Annotated in this window: 23 protein-coding genes; 14 read left to right on the top strand and 9 right to left on the bottom strand. The window is 64.2% G+C overall.

The annotated features are described in order from the left end of the window. Positions 1 to 20: 20 nt before the first annotated feature. Together CCC_RS13560 and CCC_RS22205 are read left to right on the top strand one after the other, a co-directional pair. Complete coding sequence (locus tag CCC_RS13560) at positions 21 to 383, top strand: hypothetical protein (RefSeq protein ID WP_009871109.1); 363 nt, start codon at positions 21 to 23, stop codon at positions 381 to 383. A 153-nt stretch (positions 384 to 536) separates the two neighbouring features. Beyond that, entirely contained in the window at positions 537 to 956 is a 420-nt protein-coding gene (locus tag CCC_RS22205) for a hypothetical protein (RefSeq protein ID WP_152619781.1), read from the top strand. A gap of 282 nt (positions 957 to 1,238) precedes the next feature. Here CCC_RS22205 and cobD read toward each other — a convergent pair whose 3' ends face one another. Both cobD and CCC_RS13545 read right to left on the bottom strand, forming a co-directional pair. After that, positions 1,239 to 2,198 (bottom strand): threonine-phosphate decarboxylase CobD, encoded by a 960-nt coding sequence (cobD, locus tag CCC_RS13550; RefSeq protein WP_269078894.1) that lies wholly within the window; start codon positions 2,196 to 2,198, stop codon positions 1,239 to 1,241. A gap of 26 nt (positions 2,199 to 2,224) precedes the next feature. Continuing rightward, entirely contained in the window at positions 2,225 to 2,569 is a 345-nt protein-coding gene (locus CCC_RS13545) for a flagellar biosynthesis regulator FlaF (RefSeq protein WP_009871112.1), read from the bottom strand. A 186-nt stretch (positions 2,570 to 2,755) separates the two neighbouring features. On the opposite strand from CCC_RS13545, the gene CCC_RS13540 reads away from it, so the two are divergent. Further along, a complete protein-coding gene (locus CCC_RS13540; RefSeq protein ID WP_236686386.1) occupies positions 2,756 to 4,552 on the top strand; it encodes an O-linked N-acetylglucosamine transferase, SPINDLY family protein in 1,797 nt (598 codons plus the stop codon). Positions 4,553 to 4,566: 14 nt separating this feature from the next. Here CCC_RS13540 and CCC_RS13535 read toward each other — a convergent pair whose 3' ends face one another. The 4 genes from CCC_RS13535 to CCC_RS13520 are packed head-to-tail and all read right to left on the bottom strand — an operon-like array spanning position 4,567 to position 8,543. After that, a complete protein-coding gene (locus CCC_RS13535) occupies positions 4,567 to 5,526 on the bottom strand; it encodes a GNAT family N-acetyltransferase (protein WP_009871114.1) in 960 nt (319 codons plus the stop codon). Further along, positions 5,526 to 6,848 carry a DegT/DnrJ/EryC1/StrS family aminotransferase gene (locus CCC_RS13530; protein WP_009871115.1) on the bottom strand — a complete coding sequence of 441 codons (1,323 nt, stop codon included), beginning with the start codon at positions 6,846 to 6,848 and terminating at the stop codon, positions 5,526 to 5,528. The genes CCC_RS13535 and CCC_RS13530 overlap by 1 nt, the downstream gene beginning before the upstream one ends. Beyond that, the gene (locus tag CCC_RS13525) at positions 6,848 to 7,834 is read right to left on the bottom strand and encodes a Gfo/Idh/MocA family protein (RefSeq protein WP_009871116.1); all 987 of its coding nucleotides are present in this window, start codon (positions 7,832 to 7,834) and stop codon (positions 6,848 to 6,850) included. Before CCC_RS13525 ends, CCC_RS13530 begins: the two co-directional genes overlap by 1 nt. Beyond that, positions 7,812 to 8,543, bottom strand: a complete 732-nt coding sequence (locus CCC_RS13520; RefSeq protein ID WP_041041843.1) for a cytidylyltransferase domain-containing protein — start codon at positions 8,541 to 8,543, stop codon at positions 7,812 to 7,814. Before CCC_RS13520 ends, CCC_RS13525 begins: the two co-directional genes overlap by 23 nt. A gap of 96 nt (positions 8,544 to 8,639) precedes the next feature. On the opposite strand from CCC_RS13520, the gene CCC_RS13515 reads away from it, so the two are divergent. The 11 genes from CCC_RS13515 to CCC_RS13465 all read left to right on the top strand — a co-directional run bounded on the left by CCC_RS13515 (position 8,640) and on the right by CCC_RS13465 (position 18,888). Then, positions 8,640 to 9,338 carry an RluA family pseudouridine synthase gene (locus tag CCC_RS13515; RefSeq protein WP_041041841.1) on the top strand — a complete coding sequence of 233 codons (699 nt, stop codon included), beginning with the start codon at positions 8,640 to 8,642 and terminating at the stop codon, positions 9,336 to 9,338. Continuing rightward, entirely contained in the window at positions 9,335 to 11,449 is a 2,115-nt protein-coding gene (gene uvrB / locus CCC_RS13510; protein WP_009871120.1) for an excinuclease ABC subunit UvrB, read from the top strand. The genes CCC_RS13515 and uvrB overlap by 4 nt, the downstream gene beginning before the upstream one ends. A gap of 111 nt (positions 11,450 to 11,560) precedes the next feature. Then, positions 11,561 to 12,469 carry a serine/threonine-protein kinase gene (locus CCC_RS13505; RefSeq protein ID WP_009871121.1) on the top strand — a complete coding sequence of 303 codons (909 nt, stop codon included), beginning with the start codon at positions 11,561 to 11,563 and terminating at the stop codon, positions 12,467 to 12,469. Continuing rightward, positions 12,469 to 13,248, top strand: coding sequence for an SDR family oxidoreductase (locus tag CCC_RS13500; protein WP_041041839.1), 780 nt, complete (start codon positions 12,469 to 12,471; stop codon positions 13,246 to 13,248). Before CCC_RS13505 ends, CCC_RS13500 begins: the two co-directional genes overlap by 1 nt. Before the next feature lie 418 nt (positions 13,249 to 13,666). Then, positions 13,667 to 15,541 (top strand): excinuclease ABC subunit UvrC, encoded by a 1,875-nt coding sequence (uvrC, locus tag CCC_RS13495; RefSeq protein ID WP_009871123.1) that lies wholly within the window; start codon positions 13,667 to 13,669, stop codon positions 15,539 to 15,541. Positions 15,542 to 15,553: 12 nt separating this feature from the next. Continuing rightward, on the top strand, positions 15,554 to 16,114 hold the full coding sequence (gene pgsA, locus CCC_RS13490; RefSeq protein ID WP_009871124.1) for a CDP-diacylglycerol--glycerol-3-phosphate 3-phosphatidyltransferase: 561 nt from the start codon (positions 15,554 to 15,556) through the stop codon (positions 16,112 to 16,114). Then, positions 16,111 to 16,605, top strand: coding sequence for a molybdopterin-guanine dinucleotide biosynthesis protein B (gene mobB, locus CCC_RS13485; protein WP_041041837.1), 495 nt, complete (start codon positions 16,111 to 16,113; stop codon positions 16,603 to 16,605). Before pgsA ends, mobB begins: the two co-directional genes overlap by 4 nt. Next, entirely contained in the window at positions 16,602 to 17,837 is a 1,236-nt protein-coding gene (locus tag CCC_RS13480) for a molybdopterin molybdotransferase MoeA (RefSeq protein WP_009871126.1), read from the top strand. The genes mobB and CCC_RS13480 overlap by 4 nt, the downstream gene beginning before the upstream one ends. Continuing rightward, complete coding sequence (moaD, locus tag CCC_RS13475) at positions 17,834 to 18,085, top strand: molybdopterin converting factor subunit 1 (protein WP_009871127.1); 252 nt, start codon at positions 17,834 to 17,836, stop codon at positions 18,083 to 18,085. Before CCC_RS13480 ends, moaD begins: the two co-directional genes overlap by 4 nt. A gap of 1 nt (position 18,086) precedes the next feature. Next, entirely contained in the window at positions 18,087 to 18,563 is a 477-nt protein-coding gene (locus tag CCC_RS13470) for a molybdenum cofactor biosynthesis protein MoaE (RefSeq protein WP_009871128.1), read from the top strand. A gap of 118 nt (positions 18,564 to 18,681) precedes the next feature. Then, on the top strand, positions 18,682 to 18,888 hold the full coding sequence (locus CCC_RS13465; RefSeq protein WP_009871129.1) for a hypothetical protein: 207 nt from the start codon (positions 18,682 to 18,684) through the stop codon (positions 18,886 to 18,888). 63 nt (positions 18,889 to 18,951) lie between these two features. Here the strand turns inward: CCC_RS13465 and CCC_RS13460 are convergent, their stop codons facing one another. The 3 genes from CCC_RS13460 to CCC_RS13450 form a co-directional block, all read right to left on the bottom strand. Further along, positions 18,952 to 21,051 carry a bacteriohemerythrin gene (locus CCC_RS13460; RefSeq protein ID WP_009871130.1) on the bottom strand — a complete coding sequence of 700 codons (2,100 nt, stop codon included), beginning with the start codon at positions 21,049 to 21,051 and terminating at the stop codon, positions 18,952 to 18,954. Positions 21,052 to 21,311: 260 nt separating this feature from the next. Next, the gene (locus tag CCC_RS13455) at positions 21,312 to 23,372 is read right to left on the bottom strand and encodes an O-linked N-acetylglucosamine transferase, SPINDLY family protein (protein WP_009871131.1); all 2,061 of its coding nucleotides are present in this window, start codon (positions 23,370 to 23,372) and stop codon (positions 21,312 to 21,314) included. Continuing rightward, a complete protein-coding gene (locus CCC_RS13450) occupies positions 23,372 to 25,393 on the bottom strand; it encodes an O-linked N-acetylglucosamine transferase, SPINDLY family protein (protein WP_009871132.1) in 2,022 nt (673 codons plus the stop codon). Before CCC_RS13450 ends, CCC_RS13455 begins: the two co-directional genes overlap by 1 nt. Between the last annotated feature and the right edge of the window lie 114 nt (positions 25,394 to 25,507).

Genomic DNA, 25,507 nt, shown 5'->3' with positions numbered 1-25,507 from the left:
GAAAATGAGAGGGGGGTGCCATGGGGCGTGCCGCTGACGACATCGAACTGACGCAACAGGAGTGGCCACTCTTCGAGCAGATGTGCGCCCTGATCGACGCCCAGATCGACGGGCTGGTCCTGATGAATGCCGCCCAGGACATGGTGACCGAACTGCTGCGCCGTGAATGCGACGCCAAGCTTCGCGAACAGACGCTGGGCGAGATTTCCCGCTTCTTTCTCGGCATCATCAAGACGCCAGACCTGTCCGAGACTTACAAGATGGGCCGCCTCAAGATGTTCGCCCGTGCCACGGTCAAGATCTTGCTGCACCGCCGCCCCCATCATTCGGGAGAGACAAGGTCGCCACCGCCGCCTGGACTGGCGCGCCGGGCCACGGACTGATTCAGAAGGCAGCCCCGCTGTCAAGAATCAGATTGCTTCATCGGGGATGAATCTTGTAATCTGTGGCTTGTGCCAGAAGGCGCCGCCGGGCGGAGTCCCTTTGCGGAAACCGGTTCAGGTGGTTGTCGTAGTTCACTAAGATAGGAGGGCAGAATGTCCACCTCGATTGCATCAGATGCACCGCTCCGGTCTCCGGTTGTCGAGGCTCCCCACGCGGCTGCTCATGCTGTTCAGACCGCTAATACCGAGGTCAAGGAAGCGCCGCCCGTTTCCGAACCCCCGCGCTACACCTCTCCGGTGGTCAAGGTCGATAGCGGAACCGGTTTGGCTCTGCTGGTCGTCCGTGACGGCGATACGGGTAAGGAAGTCGAGCAGTATCCTTCGCGCCATGTGGTCGAAGAGTACAAGCGCAACATCCCGACGGCGATCGATCAGCCACAATCCTCCTCCAAGGCCTCCACTGCGCCTGCCGAGGATGTGAAGGCTCCGCCCGCCCCGGTGTCCGCCGCGCCCAGCGCTCCGCCCGCCGCGCCCGCAGCCCCCGTTCCGTCCGGTGGTTCGGTAGAGATCTGATCGGTGGCCGTCCCGGTCACCGGTTCGTTCAGGCAAATGGCTGGCTCTTAGCCGGAGCTGGCCCCGTTGTGCTGTTCGTTTCGAGGTTCGATCTTAGGATCGGGCCCGCTTTTGCTTGTCCGAAGCGATGGTTTTGCCGCGGCTCAGCCGCTTAAAGCGTGATGCCTTCAATATGCATCACGCTTTAGCTTCACTTGTTTTGCCCTCTGCCTTAGCGGGCGCCTCCGCGCCCTTGGCCGCTCGCTCAATGCTCACATCAGCACCGCGCCTCATATTTGAGGTTCAGCCGCTTAGCGCCGTGCTCAGCCGCTGTTCCTCCGTCCCACTGCCCGGCAGGCCGAAGCGCAGGATATCGGGACGATGGGCGAAGGCGCGGACCAAGATTCCGGCGCGGCCCAGGCGTTCATAGATCCCGGCGGCCTGATCGTGGCGGGCCAGACGGAACAGGGAGGTTCCGCCCAGGATGTCCAATCCCGCCGCACCAAGGATCTGATCCAGGCGCGAGGCGGCCTCGTGGAGGCGGATGATGGTGGTCTTCGTCCAGGCCTCGTCCGCCAGCGCCTGGGTGCCGATGACCAGCGCCGGGCCAGAGACCGGCCAGGGGCCGAGATGATCGCCAAGGCGGGCCGCCATGCCGGTCTCGGCCACGGCGAAGCCTAGGCGCAAGCCCGCCAGGCCGAAGAACTTGCCGAAGGACCGCAAGACCACCAGGCCGGGGCAAAGGCGCGATGTCAGGGACAATTCGGGGCGCTCGTCGCCGAAGGCCTCGTCCACCACCAGCAAGCCGCCGCGCGCCGCCAGATGGTGCGCCAGATTCACCAGCATGTCGGGCGCGACGATCCGTCCGTCGGGATTGTTGGGATTGACCACCACCACCACATCGGCCTGGGCGGCATCGTCCAGATCAAGGACCTCGCGCACCCGGTGGCCGGAGGCGGTCCAGGCGCGGGCGTGCTCGCCATAGGTGGGACCGAGAATGGCCACATCGCTGGGGGGCGTGATGCGGGGCAGGGCCTGAATCAGGGCCTGGCTGCCGCTTCCCGCCACCACCTGCGCCGTGACGGGGACGGCCCAGCGGCGGGTGCAGGCGTCCCGCAGGGCCTGGAGCGCCCCGGAATCGGGCAGACGCCGCCAGCACTCGGCGGGCAGGTCGGGCAGAGGATAGGGCCAGGGATTGATGCCGGTGGACAGATCCAGCCAGCCTTGGGCGGGACGGCCCCACCGGGCCTGGGCGGCGGCCAGATCGCCGCCGTGGAGAGGAAGAAGGCTCAGCTTCGGTTGGCGCTTTCCAGCAGCCCCTCGGAAATTTGCAGATTGACGTTGACCAGGGTGGTGATGGTGTTGTCGCTGATATCGACACCCTTCTTCAAGGTGGTGTCGGCGACGAAGTCGGACAGGCGGGTCAGGTTGGTTTTGACCGCGTCGGGCAAACCGCTATTGGTATCGGTGACCAGGGTGCGGATGGCGACCCAGAGCTGGAGATTATGGTCCAGCGCGGCGGCCAGGCGGGCCTTGTCGCCGCGCGATTGATCCAGGGTGATGGCCGCTTCGACCAAGCCGAAGGCATCCTGTTCGCCGATCTTGAGCGACTCGATCTGGATAGGTTGGGACATTAGGTTTCCCCCGACATTCATTGAGCGCGGCCCATCGCCAGCTCGAAGCTTTGCCGAATCATACGTCAGGCAGGGGAATCTTGCCAAACCGTATGTTTAGAAAAGCTTAAACGGGTGGCAACGCGTTGACGCATCCCGCCCCGCCCCCTATCCTCGACCTATGACCTATTGGGAATGGAGCGGCAGTTGAGCGGCGGCAAGCACATGACGGCGGACCAGCTCCTGCAAGACGCAGTGAAGCTCCATCTCTCCGGCGATCTGGACGGGGCGGCCCGGCAATACAAGAATCTGCTTAAACTGTCGCCGCTTCATCCCGACGGCTTGCACCTGTCGGGACTGGTGGCCATGCAGAAAGGCCAGCTGACGGAGGCCGAGCGCCTGATCCGCGGCGCCATTGCCGCCACCCCCAAGGCGCCGGCCTTTCACGGCAATCTCGGCACGGTGCTGCTGGGCCAAGGCCGGACCGCCGATGCCATGGCCTGCTATCGCCGTGCGGTGGAGCTCGATGACTCTTTCGTGGACGGCTGGCGCAATATCGCCAGTCTGGCGGCGCGCCTGGATGACCATGAAGGCTCGGCCCTGGCCTATAGCAATGTGGTGCGCCTGACCGGCGGCGCCGATGGCGGGGCCTTGGGTTATCTCGGTCTGGAACTGGCGGTCTTGTGCGACTGGGATAATCTCCCGGTGGTGAAGGAGGCCATTTCCGCCCTGCCCTCATGGCGCACAGGCAAAAGCCTGCCGGTTCCGCCCTTCACCCTGCTGGTCCATGATTTCAGCCCGGCCGAGCTGCGCCGTCATGCCGACGAGGCCGCCACCTTCATCGAAAGCCGGGTGGCCCCCATGGTCCATCAGCCCAAGGCGCGCCGCCCGCGCCTGCGGCTGGGCTATCTGTCCGAGGATTTTCACGATCACGCCACCGCCTATCTGCTGGCCGAGGCGTTGGAAAGCCACGACAGATCGCGATTCGAGATCTTCGCTTATTCCTATGGGCCCGAGGACAAGGGGGCGGTGCGCACACGCCTGCGTGACGCCTGCGACCATTGGGTGGAACTGGCGGCCCTGTCCGAGGCCGATTGCGCCAAGCGCATCGCCGCCGACGGCATCGATATCCTGGTCGATCTCAAGGGGCATACGGGCCGGGCCCGCACATCCATTCTGGCGGCCCGCCCAGCCCCCATCCAGGTGGCGTGGCTGGGCTTTCCCGGCACGTTCGGCGGCACCTGCATGGACTATATCATCGCCGATCCTTACGTGATCCCAGCGGGCGCCGAGAATGATTACGCCGAGCAGGTGGTGCGTCTGCCGCTGTGCTATCAGCCCAATGATTCGCGGCGTGCGCGCGCCGCCACCCGCGAGCCCAAGGCCAAGTGGGGCCTGCCCGAGGATGCCTTCGTCATCGCGGTGTTCAACAATAGCTTCAAGTTCAATGCCGAGACCCTGGCGGTGTGGGTCGCCGTGTTGCAGGCCCAACCCGATGCGGTGCTGTGGTTCGTGGAATTCCACCCGGCGGCCACGGCCAGCCTGCGCGCCATGATGGGCGCGGTGGGCATCGATGCGTCGCGGCTGATCTTCGCGCCGCGCCTGCCCCAGGCCGAGCATATGCTGCGCCTGTCGGCCGCGGATCTGTTCCTCGACACCTGGCCCTGCGCCGGTCACACCACGGCCAGCGACGCCTTGTGGGCCGGTGTGCCTCTGGTGGCCTGGGCGGGCCGGACCTTTGCCTCGCGGGTGGCGGGATCACTGCTCCATGCCCTGGGCCTTGATGAACTGATCGCGGAGTCGCAAGGGGGCTATCATGCCCTGGCCCAGCATCTGGCCAAGGACCGGGAGGCCTTGGAGCAGGTGCGCCAGCGCCTGTGGGCCGCCACCCAAGCCTCGCCCCTGTTCGATGGCAAGGCCTTCACCCCGCCGCTGGAACGGGCCTTGGACACCATGTGGGCCAAGTGGGAGAAGGGCGAGAAGCCAAAGGGCTTTGACGTTTAAACGCCCAGTACCCACTAAACGCCCAGTACCCACCGGATGCGGAAATTGCGTCCCGAGGTGAAGCCGCGCTTGAAGAAGGCGATGGAGATTTCCTTGTCATCGGCATGACCGCGGGCCGGGATTTCCCCTAAGTCGAAGCGTTCCAGCCCTGTTTCCTTGGCGCGCAGGATGGCGGTCCACAAGGGCCAGTGGCCGAGCGGCTTGTCGAACTGGTCGCGGTCGTAGACGCCCGAGGCGTAATAGGCGGTGACGCCCGCCCAGACCACGATGGACCCGGCCACCAATGTGCCGTCTTCCAAGAATCCCAGCGCCATTTCCGCCTGCCCGGCTTTGATCTCGTTCCAATAGATGGCCCAGTAATCCTCGCCTCGCCGCCTGCCGCCAGCGATGCGGGCATGGAAATCGGGGAAGAGGTCGAACTGGGCGCGGTCGGGGTTCTCGGCATTGATGAAGGCCAGGCGAAGATTGCGGCTGCCCCAATTGGTCAGCGAGCGGTAGCTGTCCCTGATATCGGCGCGCAGGGCCTCTTCCGGCCGGGTGAGGTCCAACTGGGCCGAAGCCTGAATGGCGCCTTCGGCTCCCCGGTCGGCCAGCAGGGCGGCCAAGGGATCGGGACGGGAATGAGCCTCGGTGCCGATGACCAGCCGTGTCAGGCCGCCCGCTTTGGCGGCCTCGGTCAGGTGATCCAGCGCCGCCGCGAGGCCGCCCTTGATATGCTTGGGCTCGGCGTCGGGCTTCGAGGCCAGCAGGGCGGGCAGGCCCCAGAACGATATCTCGCCCGGTCCCATGGTGGCGCGGATTCGCACCACCGGCCCGGTGGGGCCGATGACCTGGACCGAGCAATCCGTGTGGGCCGGGGCCACGGTGGGATAAAGCCGGGCGGCGAACCCGCCGCGCAACGGATGGGCATCCCACTCGGGAAAGCCTTCTTCCGCCGCGCCGGGGGGCATGGGTTCCACCCGGTATTTGGACATCACTTGCGCTCCAGATCGCGCAGCGCCGCCATGTTTTCCGCCACCTTGGCGAAGGCATTGGCCACGTCGTCCAGATCGGAGCGACAGGCCGGGGGGCGGATCAGTTCGTGGGTGATCACCCGGTTGAAATGGGCGTCCTCGGTATTGGGGCACGACCCCGGGGCGTAGTCGGGGGTTCCGGTGTAATGGGGGCATTTGAAGGGGCAGCCCACCTCGCCATAGCCGACTCGCTTCTGGTACAGGGGCTGGAGATAAAGCGGGCGGACATAGCCCTCGCCCATCAGTACGCCTTCGCCTTCCCGAAGCTCGGTGGCGGCAAGTTCGGCCTTCAGCGCACGCACGAAGGTGGCGCGCGACACGCCCGCCGCTTCCGCGTCATAGGACAGGCCGTGGACGTAATAGACGTGCTCGACACCGTCTTGGACCCGGGGCATGGACAGGTAGGGGATGCCTTTGATGCGGTCTTCCAGATAGCGGACATTGGCTTGACGGCGCCGCACCAGATCGGGGCCTTTGAGCAATTGTCTGCGCCCGATGGCGGCCTCGATTTCCCCTAAGCGGAAATTGAAGCCGATCATGTTGACCAGATCGGACACGCCCTTCTTCTCCACCACCGCCTCGGCATGGTTGCGGATCAGCTGAACCTTCTCGGCCAGCCGGGAATCGTTGGTGGTGACCACGCCGCCTTCGCCGGTATGGATGTGCTTGTGGTAATTGAGGCTGAACACGCCCATATGGCCCAGAGTGCCCACATTACGGCCCTTATAGGTGGCGAAGGGCGCCTGGGCGCAGTCCTCGATCACGGTCAGGCCATGTTTCTTGGCCAGATCCATGATGGGGTCCATATCGGCCACATTGCCGAAGATATGGACCACGATGATGGCCTTGGTGCGCGGCGTGATCTTGGCCGCGATGGTCTTGGCCGACAGGCAATAGCTGTCGGGATCGATATCGGCGAAGACGGGAACGGCATTGAACACCAGGGCGGCCACCGCCGAGGCGCTCATGGTGTAGGGCGAGACGATGACCTCGTCGCCGGGCCCGATTCCGGCCGCGCCCGCCGCGGCGTAAAGGCCGCTGGTGGCCGAGTTGACGCTGATGGCATGGGCGGCGGAAAAGGCGGTGGCCCATTCGTGTTCGAAGGCCTTGACCTCGGGCCCGCCGAAGAAATCATTGTGCCAGGTGCCAAGGAAGCGTGACAGGATACCGCTTTCCATCACCTTGGCCACGGCGGCGCGGTCATCGTCGCCGATGACCGAATAGGCGGGAAACAGCTTGGTGCGGATAGGGGTTCCGCCCAGAAGGGCCAGGGTGCTCATCATCAAGTCTCCGGCAGGCAGGCTAGGGCGGCGCACAGTTCTTGGGCCACGAGTGCGGTCCGCCCGGTGCTGTTCAACGGGGTTTGGTCGACAAGGTTGCGGGCGATATTGTCTGCGGCGTCCAGCATGGCCTGGCCCAGGCCGCTATCGGAGCCCCGCGCCGGACCCAGCACGCTATAGCCGGTGAAGCGGGAACTGCGCGTCACCGTGCGGCGCACCAGATGAAAGCCGGAATCGGTCAGGCTGATGCGGCCCTCGGCGAAAAGCAGGTCGGCCTCGAAGATGCTGTAGGCATTGGCATTGGCGCCCAACAGATAAAGCGGGGCGTCATGGCCGGTCTTGACCAGGACGTCCAGGGTGGGGTCGTCACTCCGCCCGTCATTGATGGCGCCCAGCCGCGCCACCGGACGCAGATCGCCCAGCAAAAAGGCGGCAAGGTCGAGGAAGTGGCTGCCATTGTTGAGCAGGCCCTTGGTGTACCAGGCGCTGCCCTTGATGAAACTGCCCCAGCGCCCCGCCTCGATCTCGGCCTTCAGCTTGATCAGGCCCGGCGCCCAGCGGCGCAGGTAATTGACGGCAAGCGGCTTGCCCGCCTCGCGATAAGCCCGGACGATGGCGCGCGAGCGCTCCAGGTCGTCGGTCAACGGCTTTTCCGCGAAGACCAGCCGGGCGGGGCCGGTCAGCAGCGCCTCCAGGGTCTCGGCGTGGTACTGGGTGGGAACGCAGACGCTGGCCACGTCGTAGGGTATGTCCACATCCGCCAGACTGGCGAAACCCTTGGGGATTTCCCAGGTCCACATGAATTTGGCGCGCTTTTCCCGGTCAGGCTCGACACAGCCGACCATCTGGAATTTGGGATGGCGCAGATAGGCCTTGGCATGGGTGAGGATCTGGCTGGAATCGGGCGCGGCTTCGTCATAGCCGCCGGCGATGGCGCCGCAGCCGATGATCAGCGCCCGGATGGGCTCAGACCCAGCGATGCGCGACATGGTCGTTGATCTTGCGCAATTGGGGCCGCGCCTTCAGCAGAGCCAGGATGTCGCCTAAGGAAAAGTCCGCTCCCTGGGGCAGCAGCGCCGCAAAGACCTGATCGATCAACTGGTAGTCCTGGGGCGTGTCCAGCGTCAGCCGCAGATCGGGATCGTGCAGTTCGGGCGGCGCCGCCACGTTCTTCAGGGAATACAGTTCCGGGTGGCGGTAGATGTAGAGGCTGACATGCTCGTGATCGGTGGGGTCATCGGTGCGGCGCGCCGCGTCGTCGAGGATCTTGGTGGCGAAGACCTGGGTATCCATGCCGATGGGAAAGCTCCGTTCCAAGACATTGGAGAGATAGTCCGCTTGCGCCTCGCGGTAAGTCCGGATGCAGTGCTCGACGATCTTGGGGTCGATCAGCGGGCAGTCGCCGGTGAGTTCGACGATGACATCGGCCTCGAAGGCATGGGCGGCGTCGAGAACGCGGGCCAGCACATCATCTTCGGAACCGCGCCAGCAGCCGATGCCAAGCTCCGCCGCCAGGGCTTCGATGGGGTCGTCGGTGGCGTTGACCGTGGTGGCCACCACGATGCCGTCCAGGGATGGGACCAGCTTGAGGCGTTCGACCATGCGGGCCAGCATGGGCTTGCCTTGGGCGGGAAGTAGGACCTTGCCCGGCAGGCGCGACGAGGTCATGCGCGCCTCGATGGTGGCGATGATCTTCATTTTGCGGGGCGTCACTCCTTTGGATGACAAAAGGGTAGGGGCGCGCCGTTAAGATCGGCTTAAGCCCAAGCCCTGTCCCGTGGTAGAAACCCGGCCATGACCCCCGACGAAATCCTCTCCCGCGTGCTCTACAAGGACCAGGACGTCATCGTTCTGGACAAGCCCGCCGGCCTCGCCGTGCATGCCGGACCCAATTCGCCCGATCACCTGGAACTCTATCTTGGGCCCCTGGCCTTCGGCTGGGCCGAGGCGCCCAAGCTCGCCCACCGTCTGGACCGCGATACATCGGGTTGTTTGATTCTGGGCCGCCACGCCAAATCCATCAAACGCCTGGGCCGCATGTTCGAGCATCACCGGGTGGAGAAACTATACTGGTCGGTCTGTCATGGATCGCCCGAGGGCGATAGCGGCACCGTGGATGCTCCGCTGCTCAAAGTCTCAGGCAGAGGCCAGGGCTGGCGCATCAAGGTCGATCCGGCGGGGCAGAGTTCTATTACCGACTGGTCGGTATTGGGGCGGGGCGGCGGTTTGTCCTGGATCGAGTGGCGACCGCGCACCGGGCGCACCCACCAGATCCGCATTCACGCCCAGCATCTGGGCTGTCCCCTGTTGGGTGATGCCTATTACGGTCCCGACCCGGAGACCATGACACGGCTGCATTTGCTGGCCCGCGAAGTGTCCTTCCCCGCGCTATCTCCGTCCAAGGACCCGGTGCGGGTCACGGCCCCGCCGCCGGGCCACATGGTCGAGGCCTTGCGGGTTTGCGGATGGCGGGAGGATACTAGGCCATCATGACCCGTCCTCTGCCCTTCGACTTTATGGAACGCCCGCCTCTGCCCGAAGGGGATGTGGAGTTCAAGATCGTCTCCGATTACCAGCCCGCGGGCGATCAGCCCCAGGCCATCGACGAATTGTCGGCGGGCGTGGTGGCCGAGGAGCGCGATCAGGTTCTGCTGGGCGTCACCGGCTCGGGCAAGACCTTCACCATGGCCCATGTCATCGCGCGCACCAAGCGCCCGGCCTTGGTTCTGGCCCCTAACAAGACACTGGCCGCCCAGCTTTATGCCGAGATGAAGGGCTTTTTCCCCGACAATGCGGTGGAGTATTTCGTCTCCTATTACGACTACTACCAGCCCGAAGCCTATATCCCGCGCACCGACACCTATATCGAGAAGGATTCGGCGGTCAACGAGCAGATCGACCGCATGCGCCATGCGGCGACGCGCGCACTTCTGGAACGGCGCGATGTGATCTTAGTGGCCTCGGTGTCGTGCATCTATGGCATTGGCTCGGTGGAATCCTATGCCCGCATGACGGTGGCGTTGAAGGTGGGGGAATGCATCGACCGCTCCGACCTGTTGAAGCGGCTGGTGGAGTTGCAATACACCCGAAACGACGCCGCCTTCGAGCGCGGCACTTTCCGGGTCAGAGGCGATGCGGTGGAAATCTTCCCCGTCCACTATGAGGATAGGGCCTGGCGCCTGTCCCTGTTCGGCGACGAGATCGAAGCCATCAACGAGTTCGACCCGCTGACGGGGGAAAAGACCTGCTCCCTGTCCGAGGTCACGGTCTACCCGTCCAGCCACTATGTGACGCCGCGGCCCACCATCACCCAGGCCATCAAGGGCATCAAGGCGGAGCTGAAGGAGACGCTGGAGCGCTTCCATGCCGAGGGCAAGCTGCTGGAAGCCCAAAGGCTGGAGCAGCGCACCAATTTCGATCTGGAGATGCTGGAGACCACCGGCCACTGCAAAAGCATCGAGAACTATTCCCGCTATCTCACCGGGCGCCGTCCCGGCGACCCGCCGCCCACATTGTTCGAATATCTGCCCGAAGACGCCCTGCTGATCGTCGATGAAAGCCATGTCACCGTGCCGCAGATCGGCGGCATGTACCGGGGCGACTTCAACCGCAAAAGCGTTCTGGCCGAGTTCGGCTTCCGCCTGCCGTCCTGCATCGACAACCGGCCCCTGAAGTTCGAGGAATGGGAGCTGATGCGGCCTCAGACCGTCTATGTCTCGGCCACGCCCGGCCCGTGGGAGATGGAACGCACCGGAGGCGTCTTCACCGAACAGGTGATCCGCCCCACCGGACTGATCGACCCGGTCTGCATCGTGCGTCCCGTCGAGCATCAGGTGGACGATCTGCTGGGCGAGGTGCGCCAGATGGCGCGGCTCGGCAACCGCACCCTGGTCACCACGTTGACCAAGCGCATGGCCGAGGATCTGACCGAGTACATGCACGATAACGGCGTCAGGGTGCGCTACCTGCATTCCGACATCGACACGCTCGAGCGTATCGAGATCATCCGCGATCTGCGCCTGGGCGCCTTTGACGTTTTGATCGGCATCAATCTGCTGCGCGAAGGTCTCGATATTCCCGAATGTTCACTGGTGGCCATTCTGGATGCGGACAAGGAAGGATTCTTGCGCTCCAAGACCTCGCTGATCCAGACCATCGGGCGCGCCGCGCGCAATATCGACGGCCGCGTGATCCTTTACGCCGACAAGATGACCGCCTCGCTGGAATACGCCTTGGCCGAGACCAACCGGAGGCGCGACAAGCAGCAGGCCTATAACGCCGCCCACGGCATCACTCCGGAAGGCATCAGGAAGGCGGTGTCCGACGTGATGGACAGCGTCTATGAGGCCGATTACGTCACCGTGGGCACCGGTGATAGCGGGATCAAACACGGGGTCGGGCACAATCTGGCCACGGTCAAGGCCGATATCGAAAAGCGCATGAAGGCCGCCGCCGCCGATCTGGAATTCGAGGAAGCGGCCCGTCTGCGCGACGAATTGCGCAGGCTCGAGGCGCTGGATTTGGGCATCGAGGTGGATCTGGGGTCCAAAAGCCGCCCCCGATCCACTGGCAAGCCCAAGGGGCGGGGACGAAAGCGCGGCTGAATTCCGTATCTACCCATCGGTCATGGGGACGAGCGCATTTTACTCTGTTAGAGTACGTATCTGAGGACGGGGCCGGTAGTGTGCCGGCAGGGATGGAGCACGGATAGGCTCATGGAGCGAATCGGTAAATACGTCATTCATACGGCGGTGGTCACCACCGGCTATGATCGGGTCTTCCTGTGTCACGATCCGGACCTGCAGGTCCCGGTGGCGGTCAAGCTGTTCGATCCCAAGCCGGGTGACGACAGTCTGCTGAGCCCGGCGCAGCAACTGGCCCGTTTCCTCACCGAGGCGCGGGTGCTGGCCTCCTTCGACCACCCCTATATCATCGGCGTCAAGACGCTGGAGCAACTGGCCGACGGGCGGCCCTATTTCGTCATGCCCTATATGGCGGCCCATCTGCCCTATGAGATCGGCAAGGATTTCGCCAGCGCCGCCGATGCCGAGGCCGCGCCCGAGCGCGACCGGCCGCGCCGCATGAACGGCAGCCGCGCCATGCTGGTGATGCGCCAGTTGTCGTCGGCGGTTCTGGCCATGCATAAGCGCGGCCTGGTGCACCGCTTTCTCAAGCCCTCCAACGTTCTGTTGTCGGCGCCTCAGAACGGCGCCGTCCGGTTATGCGATTTCTCGCTGATCAAACTGGCGGAGAAGAATCTTCCCCTGCCCGGATTCTGGATGGGCGACGCCGCCTATACCGCACCCGAGCAGATGGAGAACGCCACCGCCGTCGATTCCCGCGCCGATGTCTATTCCTTAGGGATTCTGGCCTATCGCCTGCTGATCGGCGGCTTGCCCGATCTGTCGGCTCCGGCGGTGCTGCCCGGCGGCTTCCCCGCCCCGTTGGTCGATCTGATCGCGGCTTGCACCGATCACGAGCCGTCGCGCCGCCCGCCCCATGCGGGCGATGTGCTGGGGGGGCTGGAGCGCGTGCCTGCGCCGTCGCGTCCCGCCGCCGTCAAGCCTACGGTCCAGGTGGTCGCCAACAAGTCCCGCCCCCAAGCCATGGCCGCCGAGTCCTGATGACCGAAAGCGGCCCTTCGCCTCTTTTGCCGCGATCGGCGCTGGTGACCGGGGCAGGGCGGCGGATCGGGCGGGAAGTGGCGCTGGATCTGGCCCGCCAGGGCTTTGCCGTGGCCGTGCATTACCACCATTCCGCCGAAGAGGCTCTGGCCGTGGTTGCCGAGATCACTCAGGCAGGCGGGCGTGCCGTGGCCGTGGCCGCCGATCTGGCCTGCGAGGAACAGGTGGCCGCCCTGGTCGCCGCCTCCGAGGCCGCCGTGGGGCCGCTGGGCCTGCTGGTCAACAATGCTTCGGTCTTTGAAAGGGATGACGCCCTGGGGGCGACGCGGGCCAGTTGGGACCTTCATATGGAGGTCAATCTCCGCGCCCCCTTCGTGCTGACCCAAGAATTCGCCAAAGGGCTGCCCGACGGTGCCGAGGGACTGGTGGTCAATCTGCTGGATCAGCGGGTCTGGAGCCTTACCCCCCATTTCACCAGCTACACCCTGTCCAAGGCCGCCCTGTGGGCCGCCACCCAGACTCTGGCCCTGGCCCTGGCGCCCCGCATCCGGGTGGTGGGGATCGGTCCCGGCCCGGCCCTGCCCAGTGTCCGCCAGACCGAGGCCCAGTTCGCCGCCCAGGTGGCGCAACTGCCCCTGGCGCGCGGCACCTCGCCCGGCGAAGTGTGCCGGACCCTTCGCTTCCTGCTGGCCACACCATCCATCACGGGGCAAATGATCGCATTGGATGGTGGTCAGCATCTGGGCTGGGCCTGGGACGCGAATGTGCCCGACGAGTGAGCGGCGCCATTTATTGCGTTGCGGCGGCTGATACTTTTGAACCGCTTGCGCAACGGTCCAGGCTCCGCCTGGGACTCTGCCCCAAGGGGTAGAAGTGTTAAGTTGTTCACAGGCTTTTTTGCGGCGCAGCAACTGGCAGGAACCCGCCATTCTGTCCAGGGGAAAAAGCCAATATTTGCCAATTGTTTACACTTGACATAGCTAAGTGTCTGAAAAATAACGATATGGCAGCTACGCCTAAAAAATAGGCAATGTGCTAGGAGCCAAGGAGACTCAAGGGGTGAACCCCCGCCATAGGAGTTTGCCAACAGACTTATCCACAGTTTCCGTGGATATCGTGCGATGCAAGAGAAATTCTGCTGCCCCTGCGAATAGATTAAGGTAAACCGCAGGCCTTCAGTATGCGGAAGGGGACGTCGTGACCGAGATGGACAGTTCCGCCACGCCCCTGGCCGCCGGGGTGGGTGTTATCGCTCAGGTGGTGGCGACTCTGACCGGGGCTCCGGGTGTTTACCGCATGCTCAACGGCAAGGGCGACGTCCTCTATGTGGGCAAGGCCAAGAGCCTGAAGAAGCGGGTGGTGGCCTATACCAAGCCCGAGCGCATGCCGTTGCGCATCCAGCGCATGATTGCCGAGACCGCTTCCATGGAGGTGGTGACCACCCGGACCGAGGTGGAAGCGCTGCTTTTGGAAAGCAACCTGATCAAGAGCCTGGGGCCGCGCTACAACATCCTGCTCAAGGATGACAAAAGCTTTCCCCATATTCTGATCACCGATGATCACGACTGGCCGCAGGTTTTGAAGCATCGCGGCGCGCGCAATCGCAAGGGCGAGTATTTCGGTCCCTTCGCTTCCGCTGGCGCGGTCAATCAGACTCTGGCGGCGCTGCAGCGCGCCTTCCTGCTGCGCTCGTGCTCGGATTCGGTCTTCGCGTCGCGCACCCGTCCGTGCCTGCTGTTCCAGATCAAGCGGTGCAGCGCGCCTTGCGTCGAGCGCATCGGCCGCGACGCGTATCTGGGGCTGGTGGAGGAGGCGAGGGCGTTCCTCTCGGGCCAAAGCCGCCGCATTCAGCACGATCTCACCGCGCGCATGGAAAGCGCGGCCGAGGATATGGAATACGAGGCGGCGGCGGTGTTCCGCGACCGTATCCGCGCCCTGACCCGCATTCAGGCCCATCAGGACATCAACCCCGCCGAGGTGGAGGAGGCCGACGTGGTCGCCCTGCATCAGGCGGGCGACGGGGTGTGCATTCAGGTCTTCTTCTTCCGCTCGGGCTGCAATTACGGCAGCCGCGCCTATTTCCCCATTCATGCCCAGGGCGAGGAGGCCCCCGAGATCATGGCCGCCTTCCTGGGGCAGTTCTATGCCGACAAAATGCCGCCCAGGGAGATCCTGCTGTCCCTGGAGCCCGCCGAGGCGGACATCGTCGCCCAGGCTCTGTCGGAGAAGGCCGGGCGCAAGGTGACTTTGTCGGTCCCGAAGCGCGGAGACCGGACGCGGTTGGTGGAGCACGCCCAGGACAATGCCCGCGATGCCCTGGGGCGGCGCATGGCGGAAAGCGGGGCGCAACGTAAATTGCTCGACGGCGTGGCCGAACTGTTCGGGATGGAAACCCCGCCCGAGCGGATCGAAGTCTACGACAATTCCCACATCCAGGGCTCGGACGCGGTGGGCGCCATGATCGTCGCCGGGCCCGACGGTCTGATGAAATCGGCCTATCGCAAGTTCAACATCCGCTCCACCGATCTTACTCCCGGCGACGATTTCGCCATGATGCGCGAAGTGCTGACCCGGCGCTTTGCCCGTGCCCAGAAGGAAGATCCCGACCGCGACCGGGGGCTGTGGCCCGATCTGGCGCTGATCGACGGCGGCAAGGGCCAGCTGAATGCCGCCCTGGGCGTGCTGGAGGAATTGGGAATCGACGACGTCTTGCTGGTGGGCATCGCCAAGGGCCCTGACCGCAATGCCGGCAAAGAGCGCTTCTTCCTGGCGGGCAAGGAGCCCATCAGCCTGGAGATGCGTCATCCGGTACTCTACTTCCTTCAAAGGCTCAGGGACGAGGCCCATCGCTTCGCCATCGGCACCCACCGAGCCCGGCGTTCCAAGGGGCTGGTGCAGTCTACCCTGGACGCGCTGCCCGGCATTGGGCCCAAGCGCAAGAAGGCCTTGCTGCATCACTTCGGCTCGGCTAAGGCCGTGGCCGAGGCGGGGCTGCCCGATCTGGAAAGTGTCGAGGGAATCAGCCATGCCATGGCCAAAAAGATTCATGACTACTTCCATCCCGAGGGTTAGTATTCGCCCGCCATGCTGACCAGCCTGCCCAACCTGCTGACTCTTTCGCGGATCGTCGTGATTCCGCTGGTGGTCGGGCTGTTCTATGTGGACGGCGCCGCCGCCCGCTGGGCCGCCTGCACCCTGTTCGTGGCCGCCGCCATCACCGACTGGTTCGACGGCTATCTGGCCCGGTCGTGGAATCAGGTGTCCAAGTTCGGGCGTTTCCTCGACCCCATCGCCGATAAGCTGCTGGTGGCTTCGGTGCTGTTCATGCTGGCGGCCTTCGACCGCCTCAGCACGGTGTCCTTCCTGCCCGCCCTGGTCATCGTGCTGCGCGAGATCCTGGTCTCGGGCCTGCGCGAATTCCTGGCCGAGGTGCGTGTCGGCATGCCGGTGTCCAAACTGGCCAAGTGGAAGACCGCCATCCAGATGACCGCAATCCCCGTCCTGCTGGTGGGCGACGCCGCCACCTTCATGCCCACCCGGCTGGTGGGCGAGGTGGGGCTGTGGTTGGCCGCCATTCTGACCATCATCACCGGCTGGGACTATCTGCGGTCGGGCATGCGCCACATGGGGGAAACGCCGGAATGAAGGTGTTTGGCATCTCCGGGCGCTCCGGGATGGGCAAGACCTCGCTGATCATCCGGCTGGTTCCCTGGTTTCGGGCCAAAGGAATCACCATCTCCACGGTCAAGCAGGCGCACGAGGCCTTCGACGTGGACAAAAAGGGCAAGGATTCCTATGAGCATCGGGAAGCCGGAGCCACCGAGGTGATGATCGCCTCGGCCCGGCGCTGGGCGCTGATGCACGAATATCGCGACGAGACCGAATACACCATGGAACAGTTGCTGGCCCGGATGAGCCCGGTGGATCTGGTCCTGGTGGAGGGTTTTCGCCAATGGCCCCATCCGCGCCTGGAAGTCTGGCGGGCCGAGGGGGGCAAGCCGCCCTTCTGGCCCGAGGATGATCGCATGTTGGCCCTGGTGAGCGACCATGATGTGGCGGATTGCCCGCTGCCCCAACTGAACTTGGACGACACCGATGCCATCGGCGGGCTGATCACCGGGACGGTCGGGCTGTGACCGGCCGCTTCGCCGCCGGTTCCGATCTGATGAGCGTTGCCCAGGCGCTGTCCCTGCTGGAAGCGCGGCTGTCGCCCGCCGTGGGAACCGAGGAGACCGGCCTCCACCATGCCCTGGGCCGCATCCTGGCCGAGGATCTGGTTTCGGGCGTCAATGTGCCGCCTCATGATAATTCGGCGGTGGATGGCTGGGCCTTTCGTCGCGCCGATCTGCCCGCCGACGGCATTCTTCCCGTGGTGGGCCGTGTAGCCGCCGGTCATCCGCTGGAAGGCCCGCTGCCCCAGGGCGGAGCGGTGCGGATCTTCACCGGCGCGCCCATGCCCACGGGCGCCGATACGGTGGCCATGCAGGAAGACTGCAAGGATCTCGGCGGTTCCGTGGCTCTGCCCGCCAAACTGGCCGAGGGCGACAATGCGCGCGCGGCGGGCGAGGATATCTCGAAAGGTTCGGTGGTACTGCATGCGGGCACCCGCCTGCGCCCGCAGGAATTGGGCGTGGCCGCGGCCACCGGGCGTTCCTCGCTCAAGGTCTTCCGGCCGCTTCGGGCCGCCGTGTTTTCCACCGGCGACGAGATCAGAAATCCCGGAACCGAACTCCCCCCCGGCTGTATCTTTGATACCAACCGCTTCACCGCGACGGGCCTGTTGCGCGCGCTCGGCGCCGAGGTCACCGATCTGGGCATTCTTCCCGACCGCTTCGAGGTCATCAGGGACGCCCTGGCCGAAGCGGCCGCTTCGCATCAGCTGATCCTCACCTCGGGCGGCGTGTCGGTGGGCGACGAGGACCATGTGAAGCCCGCCGTTCTGGCCCAGGGCTCGCTGGATTTCTGGCGTCTGGCCATCAAGCCCGGCCGCCCGGTGGCGCTTGGCGAGGTCAAGGGCACGCCCTTCGTCGGCCTACCCGGCAATCCGGTGGCGGTGATGGTGACTTTCATGGCCATCGCCCGTCCCATGGTTTTGCGACTGATGGGCGCCGCCCAGACCGACTTGCCCCGTTATCCGGTCGAGGCCGGTTTCGCCTTCAGGCACAAGCCGGGGCGCCGCGAATATCTGCGCGCCCGTCTCGCCCATATGGACGGACGGCTGGTGGCGGCCAAGTTCCCCTCGGACGGGTCGGGGGTACTGACCTCCATGACCTGGTCGGACGGGCTGGTGGACATTCCCGAGGACCGGGGCGATATCGCGCCGGGCGAGATGGTGGAATTCCTCTCTTACGCGGACATGATGCGATGAAGGTGCTGTACTTCGCCTGGCTGAAGGCCAAGACCGGACTCGGGGAAGAAGACGTCACTCCGCCCGACGGCGTCGCCACCGTGGGTCAATTGGTGGACTTCCTGAAAACCCGCTCGCCCGGCCATGCGGCGGCGTTCGAGGTCATGAGCACGGTGCGTGTCGCGGTGAACCAGGATTACGGCGGCCTTGATACGCCGGTGAAGACCGGCGACGAGGTGGCGTTCTTTCCCCCCGTGACCGGAGGCTGACATGGCCGTCCGGGTCCAGCGCGAGGAATTCGACCCCGGCGCCGAACTGGCGCGCTTCTCCGCGGGCAAGACCAGCGTGGGCGGCATTTGCCTGTTCATCGGACTGGTCCGCGACTATATGGGGGCCGATCAGGCTTCGGGCTCTGTGGTCAATGCCATGACCCTCGAACATTATCCCGGCATGACCGAGCGCCAGTTGGAAGCCATCGAGGCCGAGGCCCACGCGCGCTGGCCCCTGGACGACACGCTGGTCATTCACCGGTATGGCCGGTTGGAACCGGGCGAGCGCATCGTGCTGGTGGCGGCGTCCTCGGCCCATCGCGACGCGGCCTTCGAGGCCTGCCGCTTTCTCATGGATTGGCTGAAGACCAAGGCGCCGTTCTGGAAGGTGGAACATACCCCGGACGGCGACGCCTGGGTGGATGCCAAGGAGTCCGACGAGGCCGCGGCCTCGCGGTGGAATCAGGGAACCCCCTGATTTCATAGGGTGAATGGAGTTGGAAATGCGGGTGGATCGGCCCCTTTCAGACTCTTTTACCTTTTGTTAACCTCTTGCCCTGTGCTAAACTGACGCTCAGTTATCCACAGGTTTCGCCATGTCCGATTTGATCCGTCAATCCGTATCCTGGCCCTCCATCTATGGGGCACGCAGCTATTCCCGCGTCACGCAATTGGCGCAGCCTTCGGCTGCCGACAGTTCCGAAAAGACGGAAGAGGCCGATCGTCCCAGGACCACCAAGGCGCAAAATGTCAGCACCGAGCCCACCACACGGCGCGGGTCGCTGCTGGATCTGACCGCCTGAGATCGAGCGGTTCGGGGGGTGAAAAAGTCCCGATGGGCTGGGCCCGTCGGGACTTTTCGTTGTTCAGGCCGCGATCCGCTTTTCACGCAGATGGTTGCCCAGGGCTTTGTCGTCCTTGCTGATATGCTCACGCAGCCATGTGGAGACGTAGTCGAACATCTGTGAGGCGGCCTCCGGGTGGTTGGCGTCCAGAGAGGTTTCGAGGCTTGCCAAGCGTTCGAGGAAGGCCCGATGGTTCCGGCGATGCTCGTCGGCTCCCGGGTAATTGGCCTTGGACATCAAGGCTTCTTCCTCGTTGAAGTGGTCCCGGATGCTCCGGTTGAGTTCGTCCAGCATGGCGATTGCTGCGGCGAAACCGTCGCCCGACATCATTCGCCGATAGAACTCATTGACCTGATCGTACATCTTCTGGTGATGGCGGTCGACCGAGGCCACGCCGGTATTCAGGGCGCCCTCCCAGACCAGAATCTTCATGTCCTTCTTGTCGGCGCGCACCTGGATGAGGAACTGCCCGACCTCGTGCCGGAGGAACTCTGCCTGTTTCGACAGATCCGAGGCGGAATCCTTGATCTGCTCGGCGGCGGCCCCGGTTTCGCGGGCGGCCTGTTCCACCGAGGTAATGTTGCTGGACACCTCCTCGGTTCCGGTGGCGGCCTGTTCCACATTGCGGGCGATTTCGGAGGTGGCGCCGCTCTGCTGCTCGACGGCCGCCGCGACGGCGGAACTGATCTCGCCCATCTCGCCGATGACCGAGGAAATGGCGTCGATGGCATGGACGGCGGCATTGGTCCCGTCCTGGACCGCCTGAATCTGGCTGGCGATTTCGCTGGTGGCGCGCGCGGTCTGGTTTGCCAGATTCTTCACCTCATTGGCGACCACGGCAAAGCCCTTTCCGGCATCACCGGCGCGGGCCGCCTCGATGGTGGCGTTCAAGGCCAGGAGATTAGTCTGGGCTGCGATATCGTTGATCAGATTGACGATCTCGCCGATCTTGCTGACATTCTCGGACAGGGCGCGAACCTGGGTGGTGGTGGTGCTGACCTCCTGGCCCGCATGGGCGGACACCGTCTGGGAGCGTTCCACCTGATGGGCGATTTCCTTGATGGAGGCGGCCAGTTCCTCGGTCGCCGAGGCCACGGTCTGCACATTGGCCGAGGCCTGGTGGGCCGAGGAGGCGACCGTGGTGGCCTGGGCGCTGGTCTCGGTGGCGGTCCCCGACATCTGGCTTGACGCGGCCTGAAGCTCGGTGGCGGCCGAGGTCACGGTCTCGATCACCTTGCCCACGCTTTCCTCGAAGGTATCGGCCATCTTGCGCATGGCGGCCAGCCGGTCGGCCTCGGCCCGCTTTTTCTGTTCTTCCTGGTCAAGTTCCAACTGGCGCACCCGCAACAACTGGTTCTTGAAGTGCGCCACCGATTTGGCCATGGCGCCGATTTCGTCGCCACGATCGCCATGGGGCACGTCGACGGTCAGATTATTGGCGGAAAGCTCGCCCATCACGCCGGTCATGGCCCGGATGGGGTGGGTGATGCTGCGGGTGATGAGCCACGCGGTCAGGGCGCCGAGGATGAGGGCGGCGCCAAGGCCCGACCGGGAAATCAGGTCGGCCCGGTCATTCTCCGCCTGGGCATTGGCTATGAAGGCTTCAGCCTTGCCCATGGCCCAGGTGATGACTTTTTCCAGGGTTTCGCTGATCTTGGCCACCTGCACCGCGCCCTTGGTCTTGGTGATGGCGGCGGCGTCGTCGCGGCGTCCCTCGCGGAAGGCGGTGATCACTTCGTCGCGGATGGGCTTCCAGTCGGCAAAGGCCTTGGCGGCAGCCTCCATGTCGGCCTTGTCGCCTAAGAAGCGCTCGCGGGCCAGGGCGAATTTTTCGAAAACGATCTTTTCCCGCGCATCGACGTCGGCAACGGCACGGTCCAGTTCCTCCGCCGATTTCGCCAGGGCGACATCCTTCATGGAGCGGTGCATGGCGATGATATTGGTGTTGGCCGCCTGCAAGGCGTTGGTGACCGTAAAGGGGTGACGGTACAACTTGGTGGTCAGAGCCGATATCCGGTCGGTGGAAATGTCGGCGTTGATCCCAAGAAGGGTGGTCAGCAGCAGGACCAGGGCAAATCCGGCAGAGAGCCGCGTACCGATCTTTAGATTGGCGAACATCATGCGTCTCCTTGGCGGTCTTTGAATGGTCAGGGAAGTGCCAGGCGAACCTTTATGTGCCTATTCCAAAGCGCTTATGCAATAGGTCCTACAGAGTATACGGTAACGTCACTGCGGGCGTCTGTTTAAAAGGTGTAGGCAGTACCACCTATTGGAGTTTGACGCAGTGCTTCGTCACGCGGCCTCGGCCTGTCAATAAAACCAAACCCCCGCCCGGCGGCAGCGGGGCGGGGGGTGGTAGGCGCATGCAGGATGAGAAGGGGCTATTTACCCTTCTTTGCCTTGCCCTTTGGCGGGCTGGCAGCCTTGGCGGGCGTTGCCGCCGCCCACAGCCGGGTGTCCGGCGCGATGGGGCAATGGCGGTCGTAATCGCGCAACTGGGCGCGGTAGAGGTCCAGATAGTCGGTGCGGCCCAGCAATTCCAGGTCGTCGGTATCCAGATCGGTGCCGATCTCGTCATAGACGGACAGATTGGTCAGATCGGGAACCGGAACCCGGTCGGCCACGAAATCTTCCCACATGGATTCCAGCAGACCGTCGAGATGGCGGACCAGCTTGTCGGTATCGAACAGATCGCAGGTATCGCGGTTGGCGGCCAGACGGTCGCGAACCGCCTGACGGCGGCGCTTGTCGTTGCCCAGTTCGACGGCCTTTTCCACATATTCCTCGAATGTGGTGCAGACCAGATCGGAGAGGCCAGCGGCCACCGCCAGACTGCCGCAGACACGCGAGGCAAAGCCGCGTCCCGCCACGGTCAGGACCGGCACGCCCATCCACAGGGAATCCGACGCGGTGGTATGGGCGCCGCAAGGCGAGGTGTCGAGGAACAGATCGGCCAGGGGATAGCGCGACAGGTGTTCGGCATTGATCAGCTTGGGCGCGAAGATGATGCGGTCGGGGGTGACGCCGTGCTTGATGGCTTCCTGGCGCAGGCGCTCGTTGATGCGCTCGCCGCCGTCCAGCAGCCACAGAACGCCGTTGGGCACCCGGCTGAGGATATCCATGAACCGCGCCCACATGGGGGCCGTGATCTTCTGCAAGCCGTTGAAGCCGCAGAACACCGTGGCATTGGCGGGCAGACCCGCGGCTTCGCGCGTCCAATTGATATTGGCCACCACCCGCTGGCGGTCATTGGGCTGATAACAGGGCAGCCGAACCACCTTCTCCGAGTAGTAGATCTCGAAATCCTTGGGGATGGTGAAGTCGTCGGCGATGACGTAGTCGTGATAGGGGGTGCCCATGGAACCGGGATAGCCCAGCCAGTTGACGGCGATGGGCGCCGGGCGCATGGCCATGATGGCGGGGCGCGCCTCGCCGGTATAGCCGTTGAAGTCGATGAGAATGTCGATGCCGTCGGCTTGGATGCGCTTGGCCACATCCTCATCATTCATGTCCAGAATATCGACGAAGTGGTCCACGTCCTTCATCAACTGGGTCTGAATGCGGTCGCCGGTGCGGCGCGAGCAGGAATAGGCGTAGACCTCGAAACGCTGGCGATCGTGCAGCTTGTACATCTCGGCGGTCAGATAGCCGTGGGCATGCTCACGGAAATAGGACGAGAGATAGCCGATGCGGATGCGCCGCTTGGGCCGGGTGGCCAGGGCCGCGCGATGGAAGGCTCGGTCGAAGAACACCTTGGGACGGCCGATCTTGGCCTTGTAGTATTTGTAGCCCCGCGCCAGATGGAGCAGCGGGTCGTCCGAATGGAAGACCAGGCAGTGGGGCGACATGGCGGCGAAAAGCTGACGCCGCGTGGTGTTGGCCACACCGGCCAGGACCGGCCACTTGCACAGCTTCTGGCGGATGGCGATCCAATGCTGCATGGCGTCGGCGGGCTGGACCAGTTCGATGCACTGGCGCAACGCATCCTCGCCCGATTCTTCCAGCGAGGTGTGTTCCAGCACGCGGCCGATCTGCTTCAAGGCCGAGACCTTGTAGTTCACCGTCTCGCCGGTAATGGCGGGAAGCTGGTTGACCATGCCCAGCCACTGGGTCACGGCATCGGAGGTCCGCCCCAGCCGCTCATAGGTGCTGCCCAGATTGATATGGGCCGGATAGAAATCGGGCCTTTGGGCGAGGGCGGCCTTGAAAGCCTCGACCGCGCCTTCCTGGTCGCCGAATTTGCCGAGCAGAACGCCCAGATTGTACTGGATGGCATAGGCCAGGGGGTTGGCGCTGTTGTATTGCAGCCACGTCCGGTACAGGCCCAGCGCATCGGTATCGGCGCCTTGAAGGGCGAGATTATCGGCGGCGGCAATGACGCGGGTCGCCTCGATTTTACCGGACGCGATTTGATTCATGACCTCCGCGAGGGCATCGCTCATCAACCATTCTCCGTGTCAGGGGTGACCCACAGACGGCTGTCCGCCGAAAGGGGATAAAGGTGGTCGCGCGCCGCCAGGCCTTGGCGCCAGCGGGCGAAATAGTCGTCTTCCGAGGCAAAGTCCGACGTCTCGGCCGGATGCTCTATCCCGAGGTCGAGATAGACGTCCAGATTGGTCAGATCGGGGCGTGGCAGGCGTCCCGCCATGAAATCAGCCCACATTCCGGCATAGAGATCCTCCAGCCGGCTGACCAGAAGATTGGTGTCGAACATCACGGCATTGGGCTTGGCGGCGCGTAACTGGTCGCGATAAGCCTGCAGACGCGTCCGGTCGTTGCCCAGGGCGATGGCCATCTCCACGTATTCCTCGGGCGTCGAACAGACCAGTTCGGGCAGTCCCGCAGAGCGGGAGAGCGAGCCGCCGACCCTGGATGCGAAACTGCGCCCGGAAAGGGTGAGGATGGGCACGCTCATCCACAGCGCATCCGAGGCGGTGGTATGGGCGCCATAAGGGAAGGTGTCGAGGAACAGGTCGGCCTGCGTCATGCGGGCCAGATGATCGGGGCTGGCGAGGCGTTTGCCGAAGATCAAGCGGTCGCGGGCGATGCCGCAGCGTTCCGCATGGTCCCAAAGACGCCCCTGAATCTCCTCGCCGGATTCCAATAGCCAGAGAACGCTGCCGGGCACGGAATTCAGGATGTGCATCCAGCGTTCGAACATCATCTTTGAAATCTTCTGCTGGCTGTTGAAGCAGCAGAACACCATTGCATCCTCGGGCAGGCCGAGATCGGTCCGCGATGGCGGCTCGCTCGCCACGGCGCGCTTGCGGTCATTGGCCTGATAGCAGGGCAGCCGCACCACTTTTTCCGAACAATACATCTCGCGGCCCGGCGGAATGATCCACTCATCGGCGATGATATAGTGGTGATAGGCCGTGCCCATGGTGCCGGGATAGCCCAGCCAGTTGACGTTCACGGGCGCCGGGCGCATGGCGAAGACGCGGGTGCGGGCCGATTTGGTATGGCCGTTGAGATCCACCAGGATGTCGATGCCGTCTTCGCGGATGCGGTTGGCGGCGGCCTCGTCACTCATGCCGGTAATGTCGATCCAGTGATCGAAATCGGCGCGGATGCGCTGCTTTAAGGGGTCTTCTCCCGCCGGGCCGCAGTAATAAGCGAAGATCTCGACCTTGGCGCGATCATGCAGGCCGAAGACCTCGGCGATCAGATAGCCCACGGCATGGGCTTTCAAGTCCGACGACACATAGCCGATTTTCAGCCGCGTGCGCTCAGTGCGCTCGGCAGGCTGGACCGGGGGAAGACGGGGAATGCGCCGCCCGAACATCTTGTTGCAATGCTCCCAGCTGGACGCCAGATGCAGCAGCGGATCGTCGGTATAGGCGGCCAGGGAGAGCGGGCTGAAGCTGCGCATCTGCAAGGAGGCATCCATGCCGTCGAAGGGCTCGATCACGGGCCAGCGGCACTGGACCATGCGCGATGCCAGCAGATGCTCGGCATTTTCGCGCTGGGTGTTGTCCAGCTCCAGGCTTTGGCGCAAGACGTTTTCCGCAGCGACGATCTGTTGGCGTTCTTCCAGCACACGGGCGATCTGTTTGAGGGCCGTGCATTTCATGCGGATGCCGTGGCCGGTGATGGCGCCCAGGCGGGTGACAAGGCCGTTCCAGGTATCGACGGCCGCATCCGGCGTTCCCAGGGCTTCCAGCGCTCCGCCGAGATTGATATAGGCGGGGTAGAAATCGGGGTTCAGTTCGATGGCCTTTTCCAGCGAGGCCTTGGCCTGTTCGGGCCGTCCCGCCGCCGATAGGGTCACGGCGTAGTTGAAATGGGCGGCGTAGAGCAGGTGGTGATCCCGGTTGAGGCCGATCCACAGCTGATAAAGCTGCAGGGCCAGATCGGTGCCGCCGCCCCGGTGGAGCGATTCAGCCGTACCGAACACATCCTGAAGGGTGAGGCGGCCCTCGGTCAGGGCCTTTACCGCGGATAAAAAGACATCCTGGGTCATCGAGCGTCCCGTTTCCGGTTGGGCCATAACCCGCTCGAACGGTCACTTCGAGCGGTACGCCGCCCATAATGACCGGACAATGGTTAACGGATTGATGCTTGTCCCGACTTGGCC

The organism is Paramagnetospirillum magnetotacticum MS-1 (assembly GCF_000829825.1).
GTDB lineage: Bacteria > Pseudomonadota > Alphaproteobacteria > Rhodospirillales > Magnetospirillaceae > Phaeospirillum > Phaeospirillum magnetotacticum.
The sequence above is the reverse complement of the archived record's forward strand: the minus strand, read 5'-3'. Positions and strand labels throughout refer to the sequence as shown.